Raw genomic sequence first — 16,710 nt, forward strand, 5'->3', positions numbered from 1 at the left:
CTCGACGAACTTACAACAGCGATCGACAGTGCTCTTGATCAGCTCTCGATTCCAAAAGTGAGTAATTATTTCTAGTAACTACTATAGCAGAACGATGGATACGTCATCAAGCACCTGTTCAACACTCCACGGATCCTCCCCTGTTGCTTCCCGTTCGATGAGATCACGAACAACGCGTTGGCTCGCGCTGTGACAGAGAGAGTCAATTTCGTCATCGCGTTCAGCAACCCGATAGCACATCGTAACATCCTCTGTCACGTACGCATCAAGCGAATCGGCGACCAATTCATGAGCCGCTGCTCCGATATCGTAGAGTGCGACGTCCGAGACGGATTCTTGCTTCGCTGAGAGGGCATACCGCCCCAGATTCGTCGCTAAATCTCCAATTCGCTCAATATCGGTGAGGATCTTGAACGAGGCGGCAATAAATCTGAGATCGCTTGCCACGGGTTGCTGGAGGGCAAAGAGATCGATACACGTTGACTCCAGTTCCAGATAGCGCTGATTGATCTCCTCGTCCCCTTCGATAACGCTCTTTGCGGTCTCAGTATCGGTGTGTTCGAGTGCTGAAAGACTCTGATCGAGTCGCTCCAGCACCAGTTCGCCCAGCTGCTGGACATCCTCTCGGAATTCGTTGAGCGACTCCTGGTAGTTCTCGCGGGGCATCTACCCGAATTTGCCGGTGATGTAGTCCTCGACGCGCTGTTCTTCGGGGTCCTCGAAGATCTTCGCCGTGTTGTCGTACTCGACAAGCTCACCGCCGGTGAGGAACACCGCCGTGCGGTCGGAGATCCGCGCCGCCTGCTGCATGTTGTGGGTGACGATGATCACCGTGTACTCTTCGGCGAGGTCGTCGATGAGGTCCTCGATCTTCGAGGCTGCGACGGGGTCTAACGCCGAGGTCGGCTCGTCCATCAGGATGACTTCTGGGTCGGGCGCGATCGCCCGGGCGATACAGAGCCTCTGTTGTTGCCCGCCGGAGAGGTCGAGCCCCGAGGAGCCGAGCTGGTCTTTTACCTCGTCCCACAGCGCCGCGCGCTTCAGCGACTCCTCGACGCGGGCGTCGATGTCGCCGTCGAACCCCTGTATCTTCAGGCCGTACGCGACGTTCTCGCGGATCGACTTCGGGAACGGGTTCGGCTTCTGGAACACGATTCCGATCTTTCGACGCAGGGCGACAGGGTCGACGTCGTCGTCGTACACGTTTTTCCCGTCGAACTCGATGTCGCCCTCGACCCGGCAGACATCGATCATGTCGTTCATTCGGTTGATACACCGGAGGAACGTCGACTTGCCGCAGCCCGACGGACCGATCAGCGCGGTCACGTCGTGTTCGTTTATCTCCATCGAGACGTCGTTGATCGCCTGTTCCTCGCCGTAGTAGACGTCGAGATTTCGCGCCTCGATGACGGTGTCTCGGGCGTTGAGGGGAGCCTCTCCGCGGCCCTCGTCACCTGTCTCGATTGTCGTCTGAATCTTTGGGGAAGTGTCTGATTCGCTCATTGGTTAGTTCTCGCGTCCGTATTTGTTCCGGATAACGATCGCCGTCGCGTTCATCAGCAGCATCAGTATCAGTAACACCACAGCCGCCGCGGGAACGACCCCGTGCCGGAACTCGGGCTTCGCGTTCGCCGACGCAGCGAAGATCTGGAGTGGGAGTGCCGTCCCGCTGGAGAACAGCCCGCTCGGCGGGCTGTACGTCGTCGTGGCTATCGCGATGATGACGAGTGGGGCGGTCTCACCGATCGCCCGTGCCAACGCGAGGATCGTCCCGGTGAGGGTGCCGGGGATCGCCTCCGGCAAGACGACTTCGCGGAGCGTCTGCCACCGACTCGCCCCCATGCCGTACGACCCCTGCCGAAGGTCGTCGGGGACGGACCGCAGTGCCTCCTGCGTCGAGACGATGACGATAGGGAGGATGAGCAGTCCGAGGGTCCCGGACGCTGTGACGACGATCCCAGTTCCGAACCCAAGCGTCCGCCGGAAGAGCGCGAGTCCGAGCAGCCCGTACACGACCGACGGAACACCGGCCAGGTTCGAGATGTTCACCTCCAAGATCGTCGCGAGTCGCCCGCGAAGCCCGGTGTCCGGCGCGTACTCCTCCAAGTAGATGGCTGCGCCGATCCCGACCGGGAACGCGAGAACTGCCATGAAGCCGACGATGATGATAGATCCGACGATCTGTGGATAGACCCCCGCGTTACTCGCAGTCAGCCCGTCCCACGACTGTAAGAGGAGGTTCGGCGTGAGGAAGGAGTCCGGACTCCGGATCCCGAATTGGTCAACGACCGCGGCACCGAGCAGCGTGCCGCCGAGGAGGACGAACGGTCCCGCGACGCCGACACGTCCCTCCGGGTCCGTCCGGACCGACCGCCAGAGGACGTAGCCGGTGGGAACGATGAACGCCGAATAAAGGACGACCAGAAGCGACGCGTTGGCCCCGGTAACGATCGACGCCACGGCGACGGCGAGGCCACCGGCAGCGACAATCCCTCCGGCGAGAGCACCGGAACGGCGACCGCGACGGGATGCGGTCAACGTCCAGACGAGGAGCGCCGCCGGAACGGTGACGAGGCCGAAGTACAGGATCCACTCCGCGGCGACGCCGATCGGCCCCCGGACAAAGTCGTACAGTAGCGCCGCGACGGCGACACCGACGATGATCGACGCGGGGATGGCCGGCCCGGTGTATGTCCGGTCCTCCGTCGTCCGGTCGTACGCTAAGACGAGTGCCGGCGGAAGCGATGCGAAGAAGGCGTAGGTGAACACGTCGTAGGGACTGAGCGAGTCGACGACGGCATAGGTGACGAGAGCCAGAAGGAGCCCGCCGAACACCGCCGCGAACGCCTTCGCGTTCGTCTCCCGGACTGCCGGTCTCCGACGGGCGTACAGCGTGAACGCGGCCGTCGGCCCAACGAGTGTACCGAGGTAGACGAGGAACCACGCGGGCGACGCGGTTTCGGGCTGGAACGCGTCACTCGAGATCTGTACGAACAACGCGAGCACCGCGAGGATGCCGACGAGCGTCGCCGCGACGAGCGCGACCTCGAAGAGCTGTCCCTTCAGCTGCTGGAGCCGGAGTGCCGTGCTTCGTCCGAGTTGGTCGCTGGTAGTTTCTTCCGTTTCCATGTCAGTATTCCTCCCGGAACCGCCGGCGGACCAGTTCTGCGAGGACGTTCATCGTTAGCGTGATCGCGAACAGTGTCATGCCGAGCGCGAACATCGCCTCGTAGGTGGGACCGGTGCCGAGGGAGTCCGCACCGGCGATCTGGACCATCGCTGCCGTGATGGTCTGGCTCGACTCTGCGAGGTTGCGGAGGACGTTCGGGAAGTACGGCATCTGCGGGCTCATGCCCATCGCCATCGTGACGGCCATCGTCTCGCCGATCGCCCGCGAGATCGCGAGCACGTACGACGCGACAATGCCGGAGGTCGCCGACGGAACGACGATCCGCGTCGAGACATCGAACTTCGTCGATCCGAGCCCGTACCCGCCCTGTCGGAGGCTGTCCGGGACCGCACTCAATGCGTCCTCGCTGATAGAGGAGACCATCGGGATGATCATGATCCCGACGACGACGCTCGCCGACAGCGCGTTGAACGTGCCGAGCGACGGCATGACGAACGTGAACTCCGGGAGAACGGGGACGCCCGGCGGAATAATCTGTGCGGAGAACGGGAGAAAGCGGTCGATCATCGGCGTGACGTACACGAGCGCCATGTAGCCGTAAATGACGGTCGGCACGCCGGCAAGGATCTCCAGAGACGGTTTCAGTATCGACCGCGCCTTGTCGCTCGCGTACTCGCTGAGATATATCGCCGCCGCCAGGCCGATCGGCAGCGCGATCACCGCCGAAAAGACGGTGACGATGAGCGTCCCGCTTATCAGCGGAAGCACGCCGTAGTCTTGGGCGATGACAGGACTCCAACTCGTGCCAGTGAAGTACATGATCGGCGATATCTCCGACCAGAACGAGAGGGCACGTCCCGACAGTGCTAGGATAATTCCGACAGTCACGACGATCGTCAAGACGGCACACGCCGCGATCAGGCGGCCGTAGAGCCGCTCCTTACGGACGACGAATCCGCTTCGTTGGAGCGACCCGACCCCGCTCTCCGGTTCGTTGCTCATATGATTGGTGAAATATAACGTGTGTACACAGCGTTCCCCTTCGGGTTCTACGCGCTGTACTCGTAGTCGCCGGCGATCGCCTCTTCGAGGGCGGCGAGGTTGTCCTCGACCATCTGGTCGTTGGCCGGGACGTAGCCGATATCGTTGGCGATGTAGTCCTCGTCGGACTCGTTGATGTAGTACTCGATGAACTCCTGGAGGTGATTCTTCTCCTGGATCTTGCCCATGTGGCCGTAGGTGAACAGCGGGCGAGCGAGCGGGTAGTTCCCGCTCTTCGCGCCTTCGAGGCTCGGTTCGACCGGGTCACTGCCGCCCTCAATGAGGCTGAGCGCCTTGACGGAGTCCGGGTTGTTCACGTAGTACGCGAAGGGGAGGTACCCGAACGCATACTCGTTGCCCTGAACGCCCTGCGCGATCAGGTCGTCCTCCTCGGTGCCCTCGAAGTCCTCGCGGATCGGCTGGTCCGCTTCCGTCTCTCCGATGACCGTCTCGGTGAAGTAATCGTACGTCCCCGACGTGCTCGCCGGTCCGTAGAGGTCGAACGGCTCGTCGGGCCAGTCCGAGTTGACGTCGCTCCACATTTCCGGCGCGGTGTCCGGCGACCAGATGGTCTTGAGGTCCTCCAGCGAGATCGAGTCGATGAAGTCGGCCTCGTTGTTGACGACCACGGTGAGCGCGTCCTGCGCGAGGAAGAACTCGACCGGTTCGATGCCGTTGTCGCGGCACCGCTGGAGCTCGTCGTCTTGGATCGGTCGACTCGCGTTGTTCATGTCGCTGTCACCGGGGATGAAGACGTTCTCGAACCCGCCACCGCTGCCGTCGCGAGTGAGGTTGAAGCCTACGTCCGGGTTCTGCTCGGCGAACTGACGAGTGACCTCTTGGGCGACCGGGTAGACGGTACTGCTCCCGGAGATTCGGATATCGCCGGAGAGCGTCTCGGAGCCGCCGTCAGAGCCGTCAGAGCCGTCAGAGCCGTCGGAGCCGTCAGAGCCGTCAGAGCCGTCGGAGCCGTCGCCGCCGCTGTCAGACGTACAGCCCGCGACCGCTAGCGCCCCCGCACCGGCGAGCGCCGCGAGCGATTTCCGCCGTGTGATACTGTTCGCGTCCGCGTCATGGCTTGGTGCCATTGACTGAATGCGAGCAGAGTACACTTAAGTCATTTAATATGAGTGATATATGCCCGTCATGAGCCACAGATACGGGTCACGTGTCCCACATAGTGATGATATATCTACGTAGTCGTATAGAGGAACATAGTCCACTCTGGATTACTATTTCGGGAAAATTGACATCCTCCTCCGCCTGAAGGCGGAGGAATCCCGGAGCGTTGGGAGTTTCAGGTTCGCAACCATGGACGCCAGTTTCTTCTTCGGGAACCCGTTTAACCCATCACGAAACGGTGGCTGACTAGCCGTGCCAAGCGACTGTTACTCCTATCCTCAGCGTTGTTGACTCTCATCTGTTGTTTTTGCCAGCAGGGAGCCAACACCGCTTCGACAGACTCGGAGTTACCTTTGAGGCTTACTCAACCAACAGGCACAAGACGAACGCTTCTAGCATTCGCGTTCACCGTGTTGGCGTTTCGGATACTGTCTCATTAGTGGCGGATAGACCGCCTCCGAAGGCCGTTCGGAATCGCTCCGTTCCGACCTAACCTTACACCCTATTACGGAGTGGCATTACTTGAAATTACGGATTGGAAACTCGGGAGGCATCGACTAGTGGTTCGTGTCGAGGAGTGTCGGATTCATCCTGCGGCTAAAGCCGCAGGTATTTTGCTTGATTCTGTGTAAACGGATAGCTACACGGCCACAGATAACGAATGGCTACGATTGGCAAGTACACGATTTTATCTCAGGATGGATTTTTCGGATGGGCTGAGACCGGGTTTTCCGGCTGTGAGATGGAAATTAAACGCATAAAACCTACAGACGGTACACTTTGGCTCTACTTCTTGAACGGATCCTGTGAAGCTAGTGTGGTTCTTGAGTCTGCAATGCAGAACTCACAGGAGTGATCAGTAGCAACTGGATCACGTGTACGAAGTGAGTATATCGAGTTTCGAGTGCCCTCTCGTACTAAGAGTATATGCCACTATGTACTCATCAGAACCATATGTTTGTATCATAGCAGCAATTAACACAGAACTCCTGAATTCTGTATATGAATCTCAAACCATCGCTCCATAGAGGGCCACAGAAATATGAACAATTACACGTTAGTTTGATCAACCAGCTATGGAAACACGCAAGGTACAAATTACGGGCGGATCCACATTCACGGTTTCGCTCCCGAAAGAATGGGCAACAGAAATTGATCTTGAGACGGGCGATACGCTTCATCTCTTTCCACGTGATCGAACACTAATTATTGAACCAGATAGGGGCGATGAATTCTGGGACACGGAAGTCGATATTGATGATTTTTCGAAAACGCAAGTTCGACGAACGATCCAAGCACTGTATACGACCGGATTTAATCGTATCACCCTCTCTGCCTCGACAGATCTGAGCAGTAATCGAAGAGTGATTTCTGTGACAGCTCGAAACCTGATCGGTCTCGAAACATTCGAATCAACGGAGACACAAATCACACTTCAGAGTCTCCTCGACTCGACGACTGTCTCCGTTGAACAATCGGCGATTCAACTTCGGCAAATAGCACTCTCTATGCACGAGGATGCAGTTACTGCACTTCTCGAACAGGACGGTAATCTTGCTGAACACATCGTCGAACAAGATAATCAAGTTGACCGGTTGTATGCCATGATTTCTCGACACTTCCAGCGGTCGCTGGTCAGTCTTCAGGAAACCGAGGAGCTTGAGTTAGACCAGTCTGAGCTCTACGACTACCAGACGACAGCCCGACAGTTGGAACGGGTGGCCGATCACGCCGAAAAAATAGCGAACCTTGTGACACAGTTCGAGAACCCACCATCGACTAATTTTGCCGAAGAGATTGAGATAAAAGCTGAAGCGTCCAGGAGGATCGTTGAACAGGCCACGAGTACGATCATCGGAGAGGCTGATATTGAAACTGCTCACAACGCACTTGACCGTCGAGATGATCTCACCACAGAACTCCAAAACCTCGAACGAAAACTCCATAATCAAGATATTCCTGAAAGTCACCTGATCGCGCTCATGCTCGACAGTCTGACGCGAACTGCCGAATACGGCGGGAATATCGCCGAAACAGCACTCCAGACTGCCGCCCGAGAACGCCGCCTCTGATATCAGATCCGCTAAACGATATAAAACGCCGTCAAACTACAGATCCCGGATGCAATATATAGCGTCCAATAGTGGTTTAACCCCGTATATACATCAATTATAATGGGTTAAATCCCCGTAATTATAGATGGCTATTCAGGGATAGTAGTGACAATCACACTCGAAGAGCAGTCACTTGACGAGACGTTTGACTAGATCTACCAAGTACTTCGTAGGGAGCGAAACCGCACGGAAACCGAGTGTGAAGCGTTTGAGGCGTTCGCGAACAGAATCGCTGAATTACAGCCGTCGAACGCGCCGTCAACAGCGAATCCAGTATCCGATGGATTCAACGCAGTAGGTGGTGCTAGAGCACTCGAATCACGCCCGCTGTCTACACCATCTACTACTGATTATCTCGCTACGATCAGGGACGCCTACGAAGAGACAGTTATGAGCGTCCCATTCTACGAGACGGAATACGACGACACGTACGAGAAAAGTGTGTATGAAGAATTCGGTCAAGAAGTTGCAATAGTACTAACACAAGGATCCCAATTCAATCGCACGGTCAAACAAATTCTCCTCGAAAAAGTCGAGAAAGCTCAAGCAGAACGAGAAGCGTTGATCGACACCTGCGACCACGAACACGAATCGGTCACTCAAGCGGCTTCCGTTCTGGAACCGATTTACAATGAACTCCGATCTTACGATTCCATCCCGTTAGACAAGCAAGAATTCGGCGCGCTAGATGCCTATCGGACCCGACTACAGACGATGAAGGATAAATGTGAACAAGCGGCCGCCGCACGTCAAGCCACAATCAACCACCACCGGACAGAATATAACCTGTCTGTTGAGATTCCAGATATCTGTACGTATTTGTACAAAACGTTCGAAACGGACTATCCCGTCTTATTTCTCTGTAGCGAACTCACTCGGAAAATCAAGAATTATCGCCACCAAGTAGAACACGCAATGAGTACTTGCCCGTGAACTACCCCTGCCTACTCCTTGTGGACGAAGAAACCCAAAATAGCCGTCAATAGACCTCTGTATCGGGTTATTTGTATCTTGCACGTATTCACTCGCGTATGCCACGCGCCCTTCTCATCGGGTGTCCAGTCTGTGGTTCGGTTCGAGCGCTTAAGGGCAAGCGAAGCGGGCATTCGAAAAGTACCCTGTGCGCGACCGCTCGAGAACACCTCCGCGACCACAATCTCACCGAAAGCAAGACCGCAATTCGGAAACACCAACTGATTGCGGAATCAGTTGAACTCCTCGTCACAGCGACCGAGTTCGATCAGCTTCCGATCGAGGAGTGGCAGCCCCGTACCGCCACGGAACTTCCGAATAAGGTCTTGACAGGTGGAGACACATCCGCCACCACGAACGCATCACCGGATAAAGCGTCGGCATCTCTGTCCTTCGGCCGAGAGTAAGTATCAACTGAACCACTTCAAATGATCACCGCCTCAAACAGAACATGACAGACAGAGAGAAACAAGGAACATACACTGTCATCTCCGAACAGACCGATCATGGGTGTACTACCGTTCGTGCCCATCCGCGAAACGCGACGTACCACATCGTCGATTACCCCGATGAGGAGGCCCGCGAGCGAGTCGCCAACCTCTCAGCGGGCTCGGTTGTGACGCTCGAACTGTCGCGTGCCGGTCGCCGAAGCAACGTCTGGCGTGCTGAATCGGTGTCGACCACTCAGACCGACGGCGGTATCTCCCGATAACACCCTAACGGCGTCTCGTGTGCTGCTGTAAGAGACAACTCAAATGGGTCGCATGAGGATTCGATCCCCCAAGACACTCAGCCTGCTTCAACCGTGAAGAGCGAATAGATATCGGTTCTCTATAGGTACTACCTGCTATATACCTAAAAATAGGGCTATTAAGCGGGTTATTTGTACAATTCGGGGTGCCTTCTGATCGTGTCTCGAGCAATGCGTTCCCGGAGTCTGATCTGGTGCGTTGTCGGCTCGGCCAACGGAACACAAGCCGACTGTCGGGTGAACCAATGAGCGAGCGTGACCTGACGAGTCCCGAGTACTACCTTAATCGGGAGCTTTCGGAGCTCGCATTTCAGGAGCGCGTCCTCCGCGAGGGGATGGACGATCGAAACCCTCCCCTCGAGCGACTCCGATTTCTCGCGTTCTTCACCAAAAACACCGACGAGTTCTTCATGAAACGAGTCGGCGGGCTCAAACAACAGATCGATGCCGGTGTGACCCAGACAACCCCTGACGGACGAACACCCAAACAACAGTGGCGAGAGGTGTTTGACGCCGCACGCCCTCTCTTTCGTGACCAGTCGGAGCACTGGCAGACGACGCTCAAACCACATCTTGCCGACGTGGGGATCGATATCTGTGATTTTGAGACCCTCTCGAAATCCGATCGCAAGCAATTACGGACGTACTTTGAGGAGTCGATCCTCCCGACGTTGACACCGCTCGCGTTCGACCCTGCTCACCCATTCCCGTTCATCTCAAACCTCTCGCTGTCCCTTGCGGTTCTCTCGTCAGACGAAACCGGTGAATCGACGTTCACCCGCATCAAGATTCCCTCGAACCAGCCCCGACTGATATCGATCCCCGACGAAAGGACCCAGTACGTCCTCATCGAAGATCTCATCGAGGCGAATCTCGATCTGCTGTTGCCGGATCTCGACGTCAGCGATGTCTCGAAGTTTAAGGTAACCCGCAATGCGGAAGTGCGACGTGACGAGGAGGTCGCCGAAGACCTCATCGACATGGTCGAGGAAGTGCTCGAACAGCGTCGCTTCGCGACGGTTGTCCGGCTCGAAGTCGACGCCAACATGCCGGACGAATCCGTCTCGATACTCAAAGAGCAGCTCGATCTGGCTGATCGGGAGGTATTCTACCGACAAGGACCGATCGATTACACAGATTTCTTCGAACTCACAGACCTCGACCGTCCCGATCTCAAACCGTCGCCGTGGATTCCACGCCCCCATCCACGGTTGGCATCACTGACGACCGACTCTCAGGACGGGGCGTCAAACATCTTCGGCGAGATCCAGAAGGACGATATCCTCGTACATCACCCGTATCACTCGTTTGAGGGGACGGTCCAGCAGTTCCTCGATGCGGCAGCAAATGACCCCGACGTACTCGCGGTGAAAGCGGCGATCTATCGGACCGCAAGTGACTCAAAGGTGATCCAGAGTCTCATCGATGCCGCGGACAACGGCAAACAGGTGGCAGTGATGGTTGAGCTTAAGGCCCGCTTCGACGAGAAGAACAACCTTGAGTGGGTCCGCCGCCTTGAGGAGGAGGGAATCCACGTCGCCTACGGGACTGTCGGGCTGAAAACACACACTAAGACTGCACTCGTAGTGCGTCGGGAAGACGATGGCGTCCAGCTATACTCTCACGTGGGCACGGGTAATTACCACTCGGGAACGGCGAAGGGATACTCAGATCTAGGCTTGTTGACCGCCGATCGAGACATCGGTCTCGATCTCACTAAGGTATTTAACTTCTTTACATGACCGACGCTTGACGACCGCTTCCAGAAGCTCCTCATCGCCCCGGTGACGATGCGCGAGCGGTTCACGGAGATGGTCAGACGCGAGGCCGAACACGCTCGATCCGGGGAACGGGCTCGGATCGTCGTGAAAGTAAACGGCCTCGAAGACCCCTCGATGGTCGAGGAACTCTACCGGGCCTCGATAGCCGGGGTCGAGATCGACTTGATCGTCAGGGATATCTGCCGGCTTCGACCCGGTCTCGAAGAGATAAGCGAGAACATCACCGTCCACTCCATCGTCGGTCGCTTCCTCGAACACGCGCGGATCTTCTACTTCGAGAACGGCGGCGATCCCGAGTGGTACATCGGCTCGGCCGACTGGATGACACGCAACCTCGATTACCGTGTTGAGGCGGTCACGCCTGTCGAAAACAGACAACTACGCATCCAGTTACGGTTCATCTTGGAGGCCTCGCTGACCGATAACCGTCGCCGCTGGGTGATGCAACCCGACGGAGAATACGAGCAGGTCACCCCCGATAACGAGCCGATTCGGGACATCCAAGAGATACTGATGTCGGCGACGGAAACCGCCGTCGAACGCGGGTACGGGACGGGGATGGAGGTCGATACGGACCTGATCGAGGAATCCCTTCTCGTTGAGGACCGCGTAGCGAAGGAACCGGACACTACGTCTGAGGAGTTCGATGTCGACGAAGGCGACGAGGCTCACCCGGACGGCGGAGACGCGTCAGTGTTCGAGACACATGCCGAACACTGGTATCACCCTGACAGCGAGACATACGACTGGGCGGTTCGCACGACTGACGGCGACCGCCGGTACTTTAAGACGCGCGACGGCGCAGAAGAACGTCTTCGCTCCGAGTATTCCTGAGCGACGGGGGAAAGTCCGGATTAGCTCGCTTCAGACCGGCGTGACGATCTTCGAATCGGCTCGCTCTTGGTGAGTCGTCGTCGGATCTGTGGCAACAAAATCGTCGTGACAGTAGCGGTACGCGGTGAGCGCCCCGCCGTAGACACACCCGGTATCGAGGCCAACGGCGTACTGGCGGTCGACCGGTGAGTCGTGAACGGTATGGCCGAAAAACATTCGATACGGGCCATCGTAGTTGTCGTACCAGAACGGGCCGTCGTACCCGTCTCCGTGTGGGGACCGCATCGTCAATAGCTCCTCGAGGGTGTGGTCTTCGAGCGGCCGTTCGGGGTCGACACCGCCATGGACCACGAGCGCGTCGTCGAACGAGATGGCAACGGGAAGCGACTCGAAGTACGGCTTGTCGCCATCGCGGAGCCACTCCGGATCTTTGTCTCCGCGGACGATCTTCTGTTCGTTGTTTCCGCGGACGCTGACGAACCGTGAATCGCGACGGACGATGTCGACGACACCGGGGCTGTCCGGTCCCTTCCGTACTAGGTCACCAACGAACACCACGAGGTCGTCGTCAGTCACTCCGAGATCCGCGAGGAGTTCTTCTAATGCTGCCCGACTCCCGTGGACGTCGCCGATGATATAGACCTCATCATATTCGTTGATGTCGATCCGTCGGTGGTATTTTTCGATGTCGTCGCTGAACTGGGGTATCTCGTTCATTAGCGTTGTGTGACGCACCGTTTCGAGTCGTCGCGGGGCGTTCAGCTGTGAATCCGCCGTAGACCGCTTAAGCACTTTATAATTGTGGACAATATGGCTATTGAGTCGCATATAGGAATCTTAGCAGCGAATAATAGACGATCTTTAGAGCGGACACTTGATGTCTCACGTTGGTATCGGATTACCTGAAGAATACGAAACGTTGCACATCGGCATTGCGATGTACGATCCGGAAACAGGAGTGATTTTAGATGCTAACGAACGCCTGGAATCCCTGCTCGGATACGCTACCCGAGAACTCCGAGATCTCCCTGTAGAAACCTACACAGCAAACACGTACTCGTTGTCCGAGACCATGTTTGTTGACCGCCTTCAAGCAAGTGCGCGAGGGTCACCACAACAATTCAATTGGCGAATCAAACAAGCAGATGGTACATTGATCTGGGTACGGATTCATCTTACTAGAACTTCATTTGACGGACAGACATACGTCCTAGCAGAGATACAAGATGTTACTGAAGATTATAACGCGCGCCATCGTGAGGAGTTATTCTGGCGTATCCTGCGACACAATCTGCGACATAAGGCGAATGTCCTCATCGGCTACGGTGAATTCCTTGCGGAAACTGCTGAAAAGGACGAAATAGCCAAACCTGTGAGAAAGATACAATCGAACGCGACAGAGCTCGGTAGACTAACGGAGTCAATTAACCAGATCAAGCACGCGGTGGAACAGGCGAACACACTTCGGATTCCGCAAACAGCAACGAAAGCTGTGAGAAACGTTGTAGATGAAGTGGCGGCAGACTATCCGGACGCCGAGGTCTCACTTGAACAGAGAGAACGGATGTGGATTAGAGTTGACGAGGCGTTTCACTACGCGCTTACTCACGCACTAGAGAACGCGATCATCCATAGCGAAGCGGAGGCCCCTGTGGTGACCGTATCTATCGGCCCATCTCCGAATACCGGTCGCGTGGAAATACGTATAAAAGATAGAAACGCACCGATTGCGGATACTGAGATTGAGAGTATCTTTACCCGCGGTAATGTTACAACCACGTCTCATGGATCTGGCGTCGGTTTGTTCGTGATGAAGTGGTGTATCGAATCACTTGGCGGCGAGCTCACATTCAAGAGAAACGATTTGGGAGGAAATACTGTGTATTTTTATTTACCACCAGGGGATCGACCCAAAAAGTAGGTAACCTTCAACGATCGGCTGTTTCATGTGATACTATGTCTAGAAAAAAGAGTTCACCTATGAAAGCCTGCTAGCGTAGAGGGTGTCATACAACAGTTCACACACTCGTTCTTCACTTCCTCAATTCGTTCAATACAGAGGTTAGATGTGATAATTCGTGTCCTGTACATGGTTTTTACTCGTCAAAATGTACTGTCTCACGTCGGTCTGTGTTATTATTCTGGGATGGCTCTGTTGAAATACTTATCAAATGACATATTCTGACCCAGTCGCGGTCAGTACTGTACCAACCAGAACCCAGCTCAGATATATCACTTTATGACTATGTACTTGAGGACTTAGCAGGTTTTCATCCCATCAGAGCCTACCATACATACCGCTCAATAGCTCACATACCAGCGGCTATCTACGTAGCAGCCTCTTAGGAATGCGTGTTCAACACCCACCCTCATACGGATCCGGCGTGTGAGTCAGCCATCTCGGCACAGACTAACAAACCCACCAGAGCTCTGCGAAGAGACCTAGGTGTGGTAGCTGACGAGCTACCTCACTTCGCCGAGCGGGTTATAAACGAGAGGCTCCTCACAGCCATTGATTCTCGGCGGCGGGCCGTGTTACTGGGGGCTGCGACCGTAGCTGCGGGAGTTGTTGGGGTTACATCTGTCTCACTCCCTCGAACCGATGGTGGAACCGCTACTCCGATCGACCAGGGCTCTCCCGACCCCACAACAGATCCGACGCTGATCGCTCATCGAGGGTTTGCGGGTGAGAACCCGGAAAATACGCGTCTAGCTGCACGGGCAGCGACGCGAGAGAACGGGCCTGGTCGACGGGCTGATCTCGTTGAGATTGATGTCGTCCCGACCGCCGACGGTGATGTGGTGGTGTTTCACGACGACGACCTTGCAGGCCGCGACGGTGAGGGAATGGGGCTTACCGAGACGTCCGGTGTCGTTTGGAAGACGGATACAGAAACGGTCACAAGCGCAGAGGTGCTCCAAAGTGGGGAGACAGTGCCGCGGCTTGAAGAACTACTCTCGTCGATCCCATCGGCTGTCGGCGTGAATATCGAGTTGAAGAATCCTGGGAGTACCTCGCTCCAGTTTGGCGAGAAGCTGTCCGACGAGGCGCTCGACACGCAGAAAGCGGTCTGGCGTCCCTTCGTTGATCGCGTCGTCGATATCGTAGATGCCCACGACCACGAGATTCTCTTTTCATCGTTCCATGAAGCAGCGCTTGCCGTCGTAGCTGAACAATTAACGGCGTCTGTCGCACCGATTCTCTGGGAATCAGTCGACGACGGGATCGCAATTGCCGAGGCGTACGACGCCGATGCGATTCACCCACCCGTAGCGATGATCCGTAACACTCCGTTCTTCGACCATGGACGCTTCGGTGAGACGGATCTGGTGCGAACGGCGCAGAGCCACAGCTGGGATGTCAACGTTTGGACTGTCGACTCGTGGTATCAGGCTGATCGCCTCCTTGACGCGGGGGTCGACGGGCTCATCGCCGACTACTCCACCCTTCTTTCGAAGTGAGTGATCGGCCGATGATAGTCTCGGCTGCTCGTGGTTACCATTGAGTCGCACGGAGAAATATATAGCCCCATTGTTTAATCTTTGTTGACATATACTACTATTAGCAGCAGTTATTACCGAAGTTTGGATGTTCAGACATGTATGGCGCCACATGCCGAGAAGTCGACCGGGATCTCACGTCGCAACACACTCACGACAACTGGTGCCGCGCTCGCGGCGGCGACCGGCCTTGCGGGATGTCTAGGCGGGAGCAGCGGCGACGGCGGCGCGCAGTTCTCACCGATCAACGAGGAACTCACCGTGTGGCACGCGATGGGTGGGACGAACGGCGAGACCCTCAATCAGATTGGGACTGACTTCGAAGAGGAGTTCGGGACCGGCGTGAACATGGAGTTTCAGGACTCCTACGAGAACGTCCTCACGAACACGCTCTCGGCGTTTGACTCCGGGAACGTCTCGGACATGCTGCAGGTCGATTCGCTGTTCGCGCAGCAAGTCCTCGACACCGATCAGGTACGGCCGGTCGAGGAGATTCTCCCTGACGATTTCGACGCCGATATCTTTCTCGACAACGTCGCGGAGTTCTTCACCGTCGACGGCGACCTCGCCTCGCTCCCGTTCAACAACTCGAACGCGATCATGTACATCAACCGGGATGCCTTCGAGGAGGCCGGGCTCGATCCCGATGATCCGCCGCAGACGCTGGCGGAAGTCCGCAGTGCATCGGAACAGCTCGTCGACCAAGGCGTGACGCAGTACGGGATCACGTGGCCGAACCACGTCTGGTTCGTCGAGACGTGGTACGGATTCGAGGGAGAACTGCTGACGGACGCAGAGAACGGCCACGCCGGGGAGCCGTCAGAACTTCGGACCCCTGATGCGGCCTACGACCTCTACGACTGGTGGAAGGGCATGGCCGACGACGACCTCTACACGAACCCGGGGATCGAGGCGTGGGGCGAAGCGACCTCGCTGTTCATCGAGCAGGAGGCGGCGATGGTACTCACGAGCACCGCCTCGGTCGCAGGCCTCATCGCAGACTCCGAGGACTTCACTGTCGATGCTGCGCCGTATCCGAGTATCAGCGAGACTCGTGTCGGCCCAGTGATCGGCGGTGCCTCCTTCTACGTCCCCGACGGGCTCCCCGAGGAGCGATATGAAGAAATCGGACAGTTGCTCGAATACATGGCCCAGCCGGAGGTCCAAACGGAATGGCACAAGGGGTCTGGGTACTACCCGATCACGCAGCCGTCGGTCGACGCGCTCCGTGAGGAGGGCTGGTTCGAAGAGAACCCGATGTACCAGGTTGCGCTCGACCAGCTCCAAAACGGCGACGCGAGCGACCCGGCGACCAAGCGAGCCCTGCTCGGTCCGGCGCGGAACGTCCAAACGGTCATCCAAAACAAGTCGGTGGACATCCTGAACGCCGACAGCATCGACGCCGAGATTGAGGCGCTCAAGACCGAGGTCGACGATGTGCTGACCGAGTACTACAACTGACCG

The 16,710-nt window shown here is 56.7% G+C and carries 12 protein-coding genes and 1 pseudogene; 7 read left to right on the plus strand and 6 right to left on the minus strand.

Going from position 1 to position 16,710, the window contains the following annotated elements; all coding sequences use genetic code 11:
• Positions 1-81: 81 nt before the first annotated feature.
• From phoU to C472_RS14150, 5 genes are read right to left on the minus strand one after another with little or no spacing between them, the layout of a single operon-like run.
• Positions 82-666, minus strand: coding sequence for a phosphate signaling complex protein PhoU (phoU, locus tag C472_RS14130; RefSeq protein WP_006630530.1), 585 nt, complete (start codon positions 664-666; stop codon positions 82-84).
• The gene (gene pstB, locus C472_RS14135) at positions 667-1,503 is read right to left on the minus strand and encodes a phosphate ABC transporter ATP-binding protein PstB (protein ID WP_006630531.1); all 837 of its coding nucleotides are present in this window, start codon (positions 1,501-1,503) and stop codon (positions 667-669) included.
• 3 nt (positions 1,504-1,506) lie between these two features.
• Entirely contained in the window at positions 1,507-3,129 is a 1,623-nt protein-coding gene (pstA, locus tag C472_RS14140) for a phosphate ABC transporter permease PstA (RefSeq protein ID WP_006630532.1), read from the minus strand.
• A 1-nt stretch (position 3,130) separates the two neighbouring features.
• Entirely contained in the window at positions 3,131-4,132 is a 1,002-nt protein-coding gene (gene pstC, locus C472_RS14145; protein ID WP_006630533.1) for a phosphate ABC transporter permease subunit PstC, read from the minus strand.
• 47 nt (positions 4,133-4,179) lie between these two features.
• Entirely contained in the window at positions 4,180-5,259 is a 1,080-nt protein-coding gene (locus C472_RS14150; RefSeq protein ID WP_006630534.1) for a PstS family phosphate ABC transporter substrate-binding protein, read from the minus strand.
• 1,110 nt (positions 5,260-6,369) lie between these two features.
• On the opposite strand from C472_RS14150, the gene C472_RS16430 reads away from it, so the two are divergent.
• From C472_RS16430 to ppk1, 4 genes and pseudogenes are all read left to right on the plus strand, one after another.
• Positions 6,370-7,365 carry a phosphate signaling complex PhoU family protein gene (locus tag C472_RS16430; protein ID WP_006630535.1) on the plus strand — a complete coding sequence of 332 codons (996 nt, stop codon included), beginning with the start codon at positions 6,370-6,372 and terminating at the stop codon, positions 7,363-7,365.
• 195 nt (positions 7,366-7,560) lie between these two features.
• Positions 7,561-8,340, plus strand: coding sequence for a DUF7260 family protein (locus C472_RS17090; protein ID WP_449271990.1), 780 nt, complete (start codon positions 7,561-7,563; stop codon positions 8,338-8,340).
• A gap of 490 nt (positions 8,341-8,830) precedes the next feature.
• Complete coding sequence (locus C472_RS16435) at positions 8,831-9,091, plus strand: hypothetical protein (protein WP_082238264.1); 261 nt, start codon at positions 8,831-8,833, stop codon at positions 9,089-9,091.
• Between the two features lie 284 nt (positions 9,092-9,375).
• Positions 9,376-11,745: pseudogene (ppk1, locus tag C472_RS14160) on the plus strand (polyphosphate kinase 1).
• Positions 11,746-11,775: 30 nt separating this feature from the next.
• Here ppk1 and C472_RS14165 read toward each other — a convergent pair.
• Entirely contained in the window at positions 11,776-12,462 is a 687-nt protein-coding gene (locus C472_RS14165; RefSeq protein WP_006630536.1) for a metallophosphoesterase family protein, read from the minus strand.
• A gap of 160 nt (positions 12,463-12,622) precedes the next feature.
• Between C472_RS14165 and C472_RS16440 the strand changes: the two genes are divergently transcribed.
• The 3 genes from C472_RS16440 to C472_RS14175 all read left to right on the plus strand — a co-directional run bounded on the left by C472_RS16440 (position 12,623) and on the right by C472_RS14175 (position 16,707).
• A complete protein-coding gene (locus C472_RS16440) occupies positions 12,623-13,666 on the plus strand; it encodes a PAS domain-containing sensor histidine kinase (protein WP_152420649.1) in 1,044 nt (347 codons plus the stop codon).
• Positions 13,667-14,193: 527 nt separating this feature from the next.
• Positions 14,194-15,207, plus strand: coding sequence for a glycerophosphodiester phosphodiesterase (locus tag C472_RS14170; protein ID WP_241432982.1), 1,014 nt, complete (start codon positions 14,194-14,196; stop codon positions 15,205-15,207).
• 312 nt (positions 15,208-15,519) lie between these two features.
• The gene (locus C472_RS14175) at positions 15,520-16,707 is read left to right on the plus strand and encodes an ABC transporter substrate-binding protein (RefSeq protein WP_049906758.1); all 1,188 of its coding nucleotides are present in this window, start codon (positions 15,520-15,522) and stop codon (positions 16,705-16,707) included.
• Positions 16,708-16,710: the final 3 nt, after the last annotated feature.

It is taken from the genome of Halorubrum tebenquichense DSM 14210, from assembly GCF_000337415.1.
GTDB classification, from domain to species: Archaea; Halobacteriota; Halobacteria; order Halobacteriales; family Haloferacaceae; genus Halorubrum; species Halorubrum tebenquichense.

Excerpts from the sequence above, each read along its gene's own strand:
- phoU (WP_006630530.1), bottom strand. The coding sequence starts at position 666 with ATGCCCCGCGAGAACTACCAGGAGTCGCTCAACGAATTCCGAGAGGAT.
- pstB (WP_006630531.1), bottom strand. The coding sequence starts at position 1,503 with ATGAGCGAATCAGACACTTCCCCAAAGATTCAGACGACAATCGAGACA.
- pstA (WP_006630532.1), bottom strand. The coding sequence starts at position 3,129 with ATGGAAACGGAAGAAACTACCAGCGACCAACTCGGACGAAGCACGGCA.
- pstC (WP_006630533.1), bottom strand. The coding sequence starts at position 4,132 with ATGAGCAACGAACCGGAGAGCGGGGTCGGGTCGCTCCAACGAAGCGGA.
- C472_RS14150 (WP_006630534.1), bottom strand. The coding sequence starts at position 5,259 with ATGGCACCAAGCCATGACGCGGACGCGAACAGTATCACACGGCGGAAA.
- C472_RS16430 (WP_006630535.1), top strand. The coding sequence starts at position 6,370 with ATGGAAACACGCAAGGTACAAATTACGGGCGGATCCACATTCACGGTT.
- C472_RS16435 (WP_082238264.1), top strand. The coding sequence starts at position 8,831 with ATGACAGACAGAGAGAAACAAGGAACATACACTGTCATCTCCGAACAG.
- C472_RS14165 (WP_006630536.1), bottom strand. The coding sequence starts at position 12,462 with ATGAACGAGATACCCCAGTTCAGCGACGACATCGAAAAATACCACCGA.
- C472_RS16440 (WP_152420649.1), top strand. The coding sequence starts at position 12,623 with ATGTCTCACGTTGGTATCGGATTACCTGAAGAATACGAAACGTTGCAC.
- C472_RS14175 (WP_049906758.1), top strand. The coding sequence starts at position 15,520 with ATGGGTGGGACGAACGGCGAGACCCTCAATCAGATTGGGACTGACTTC.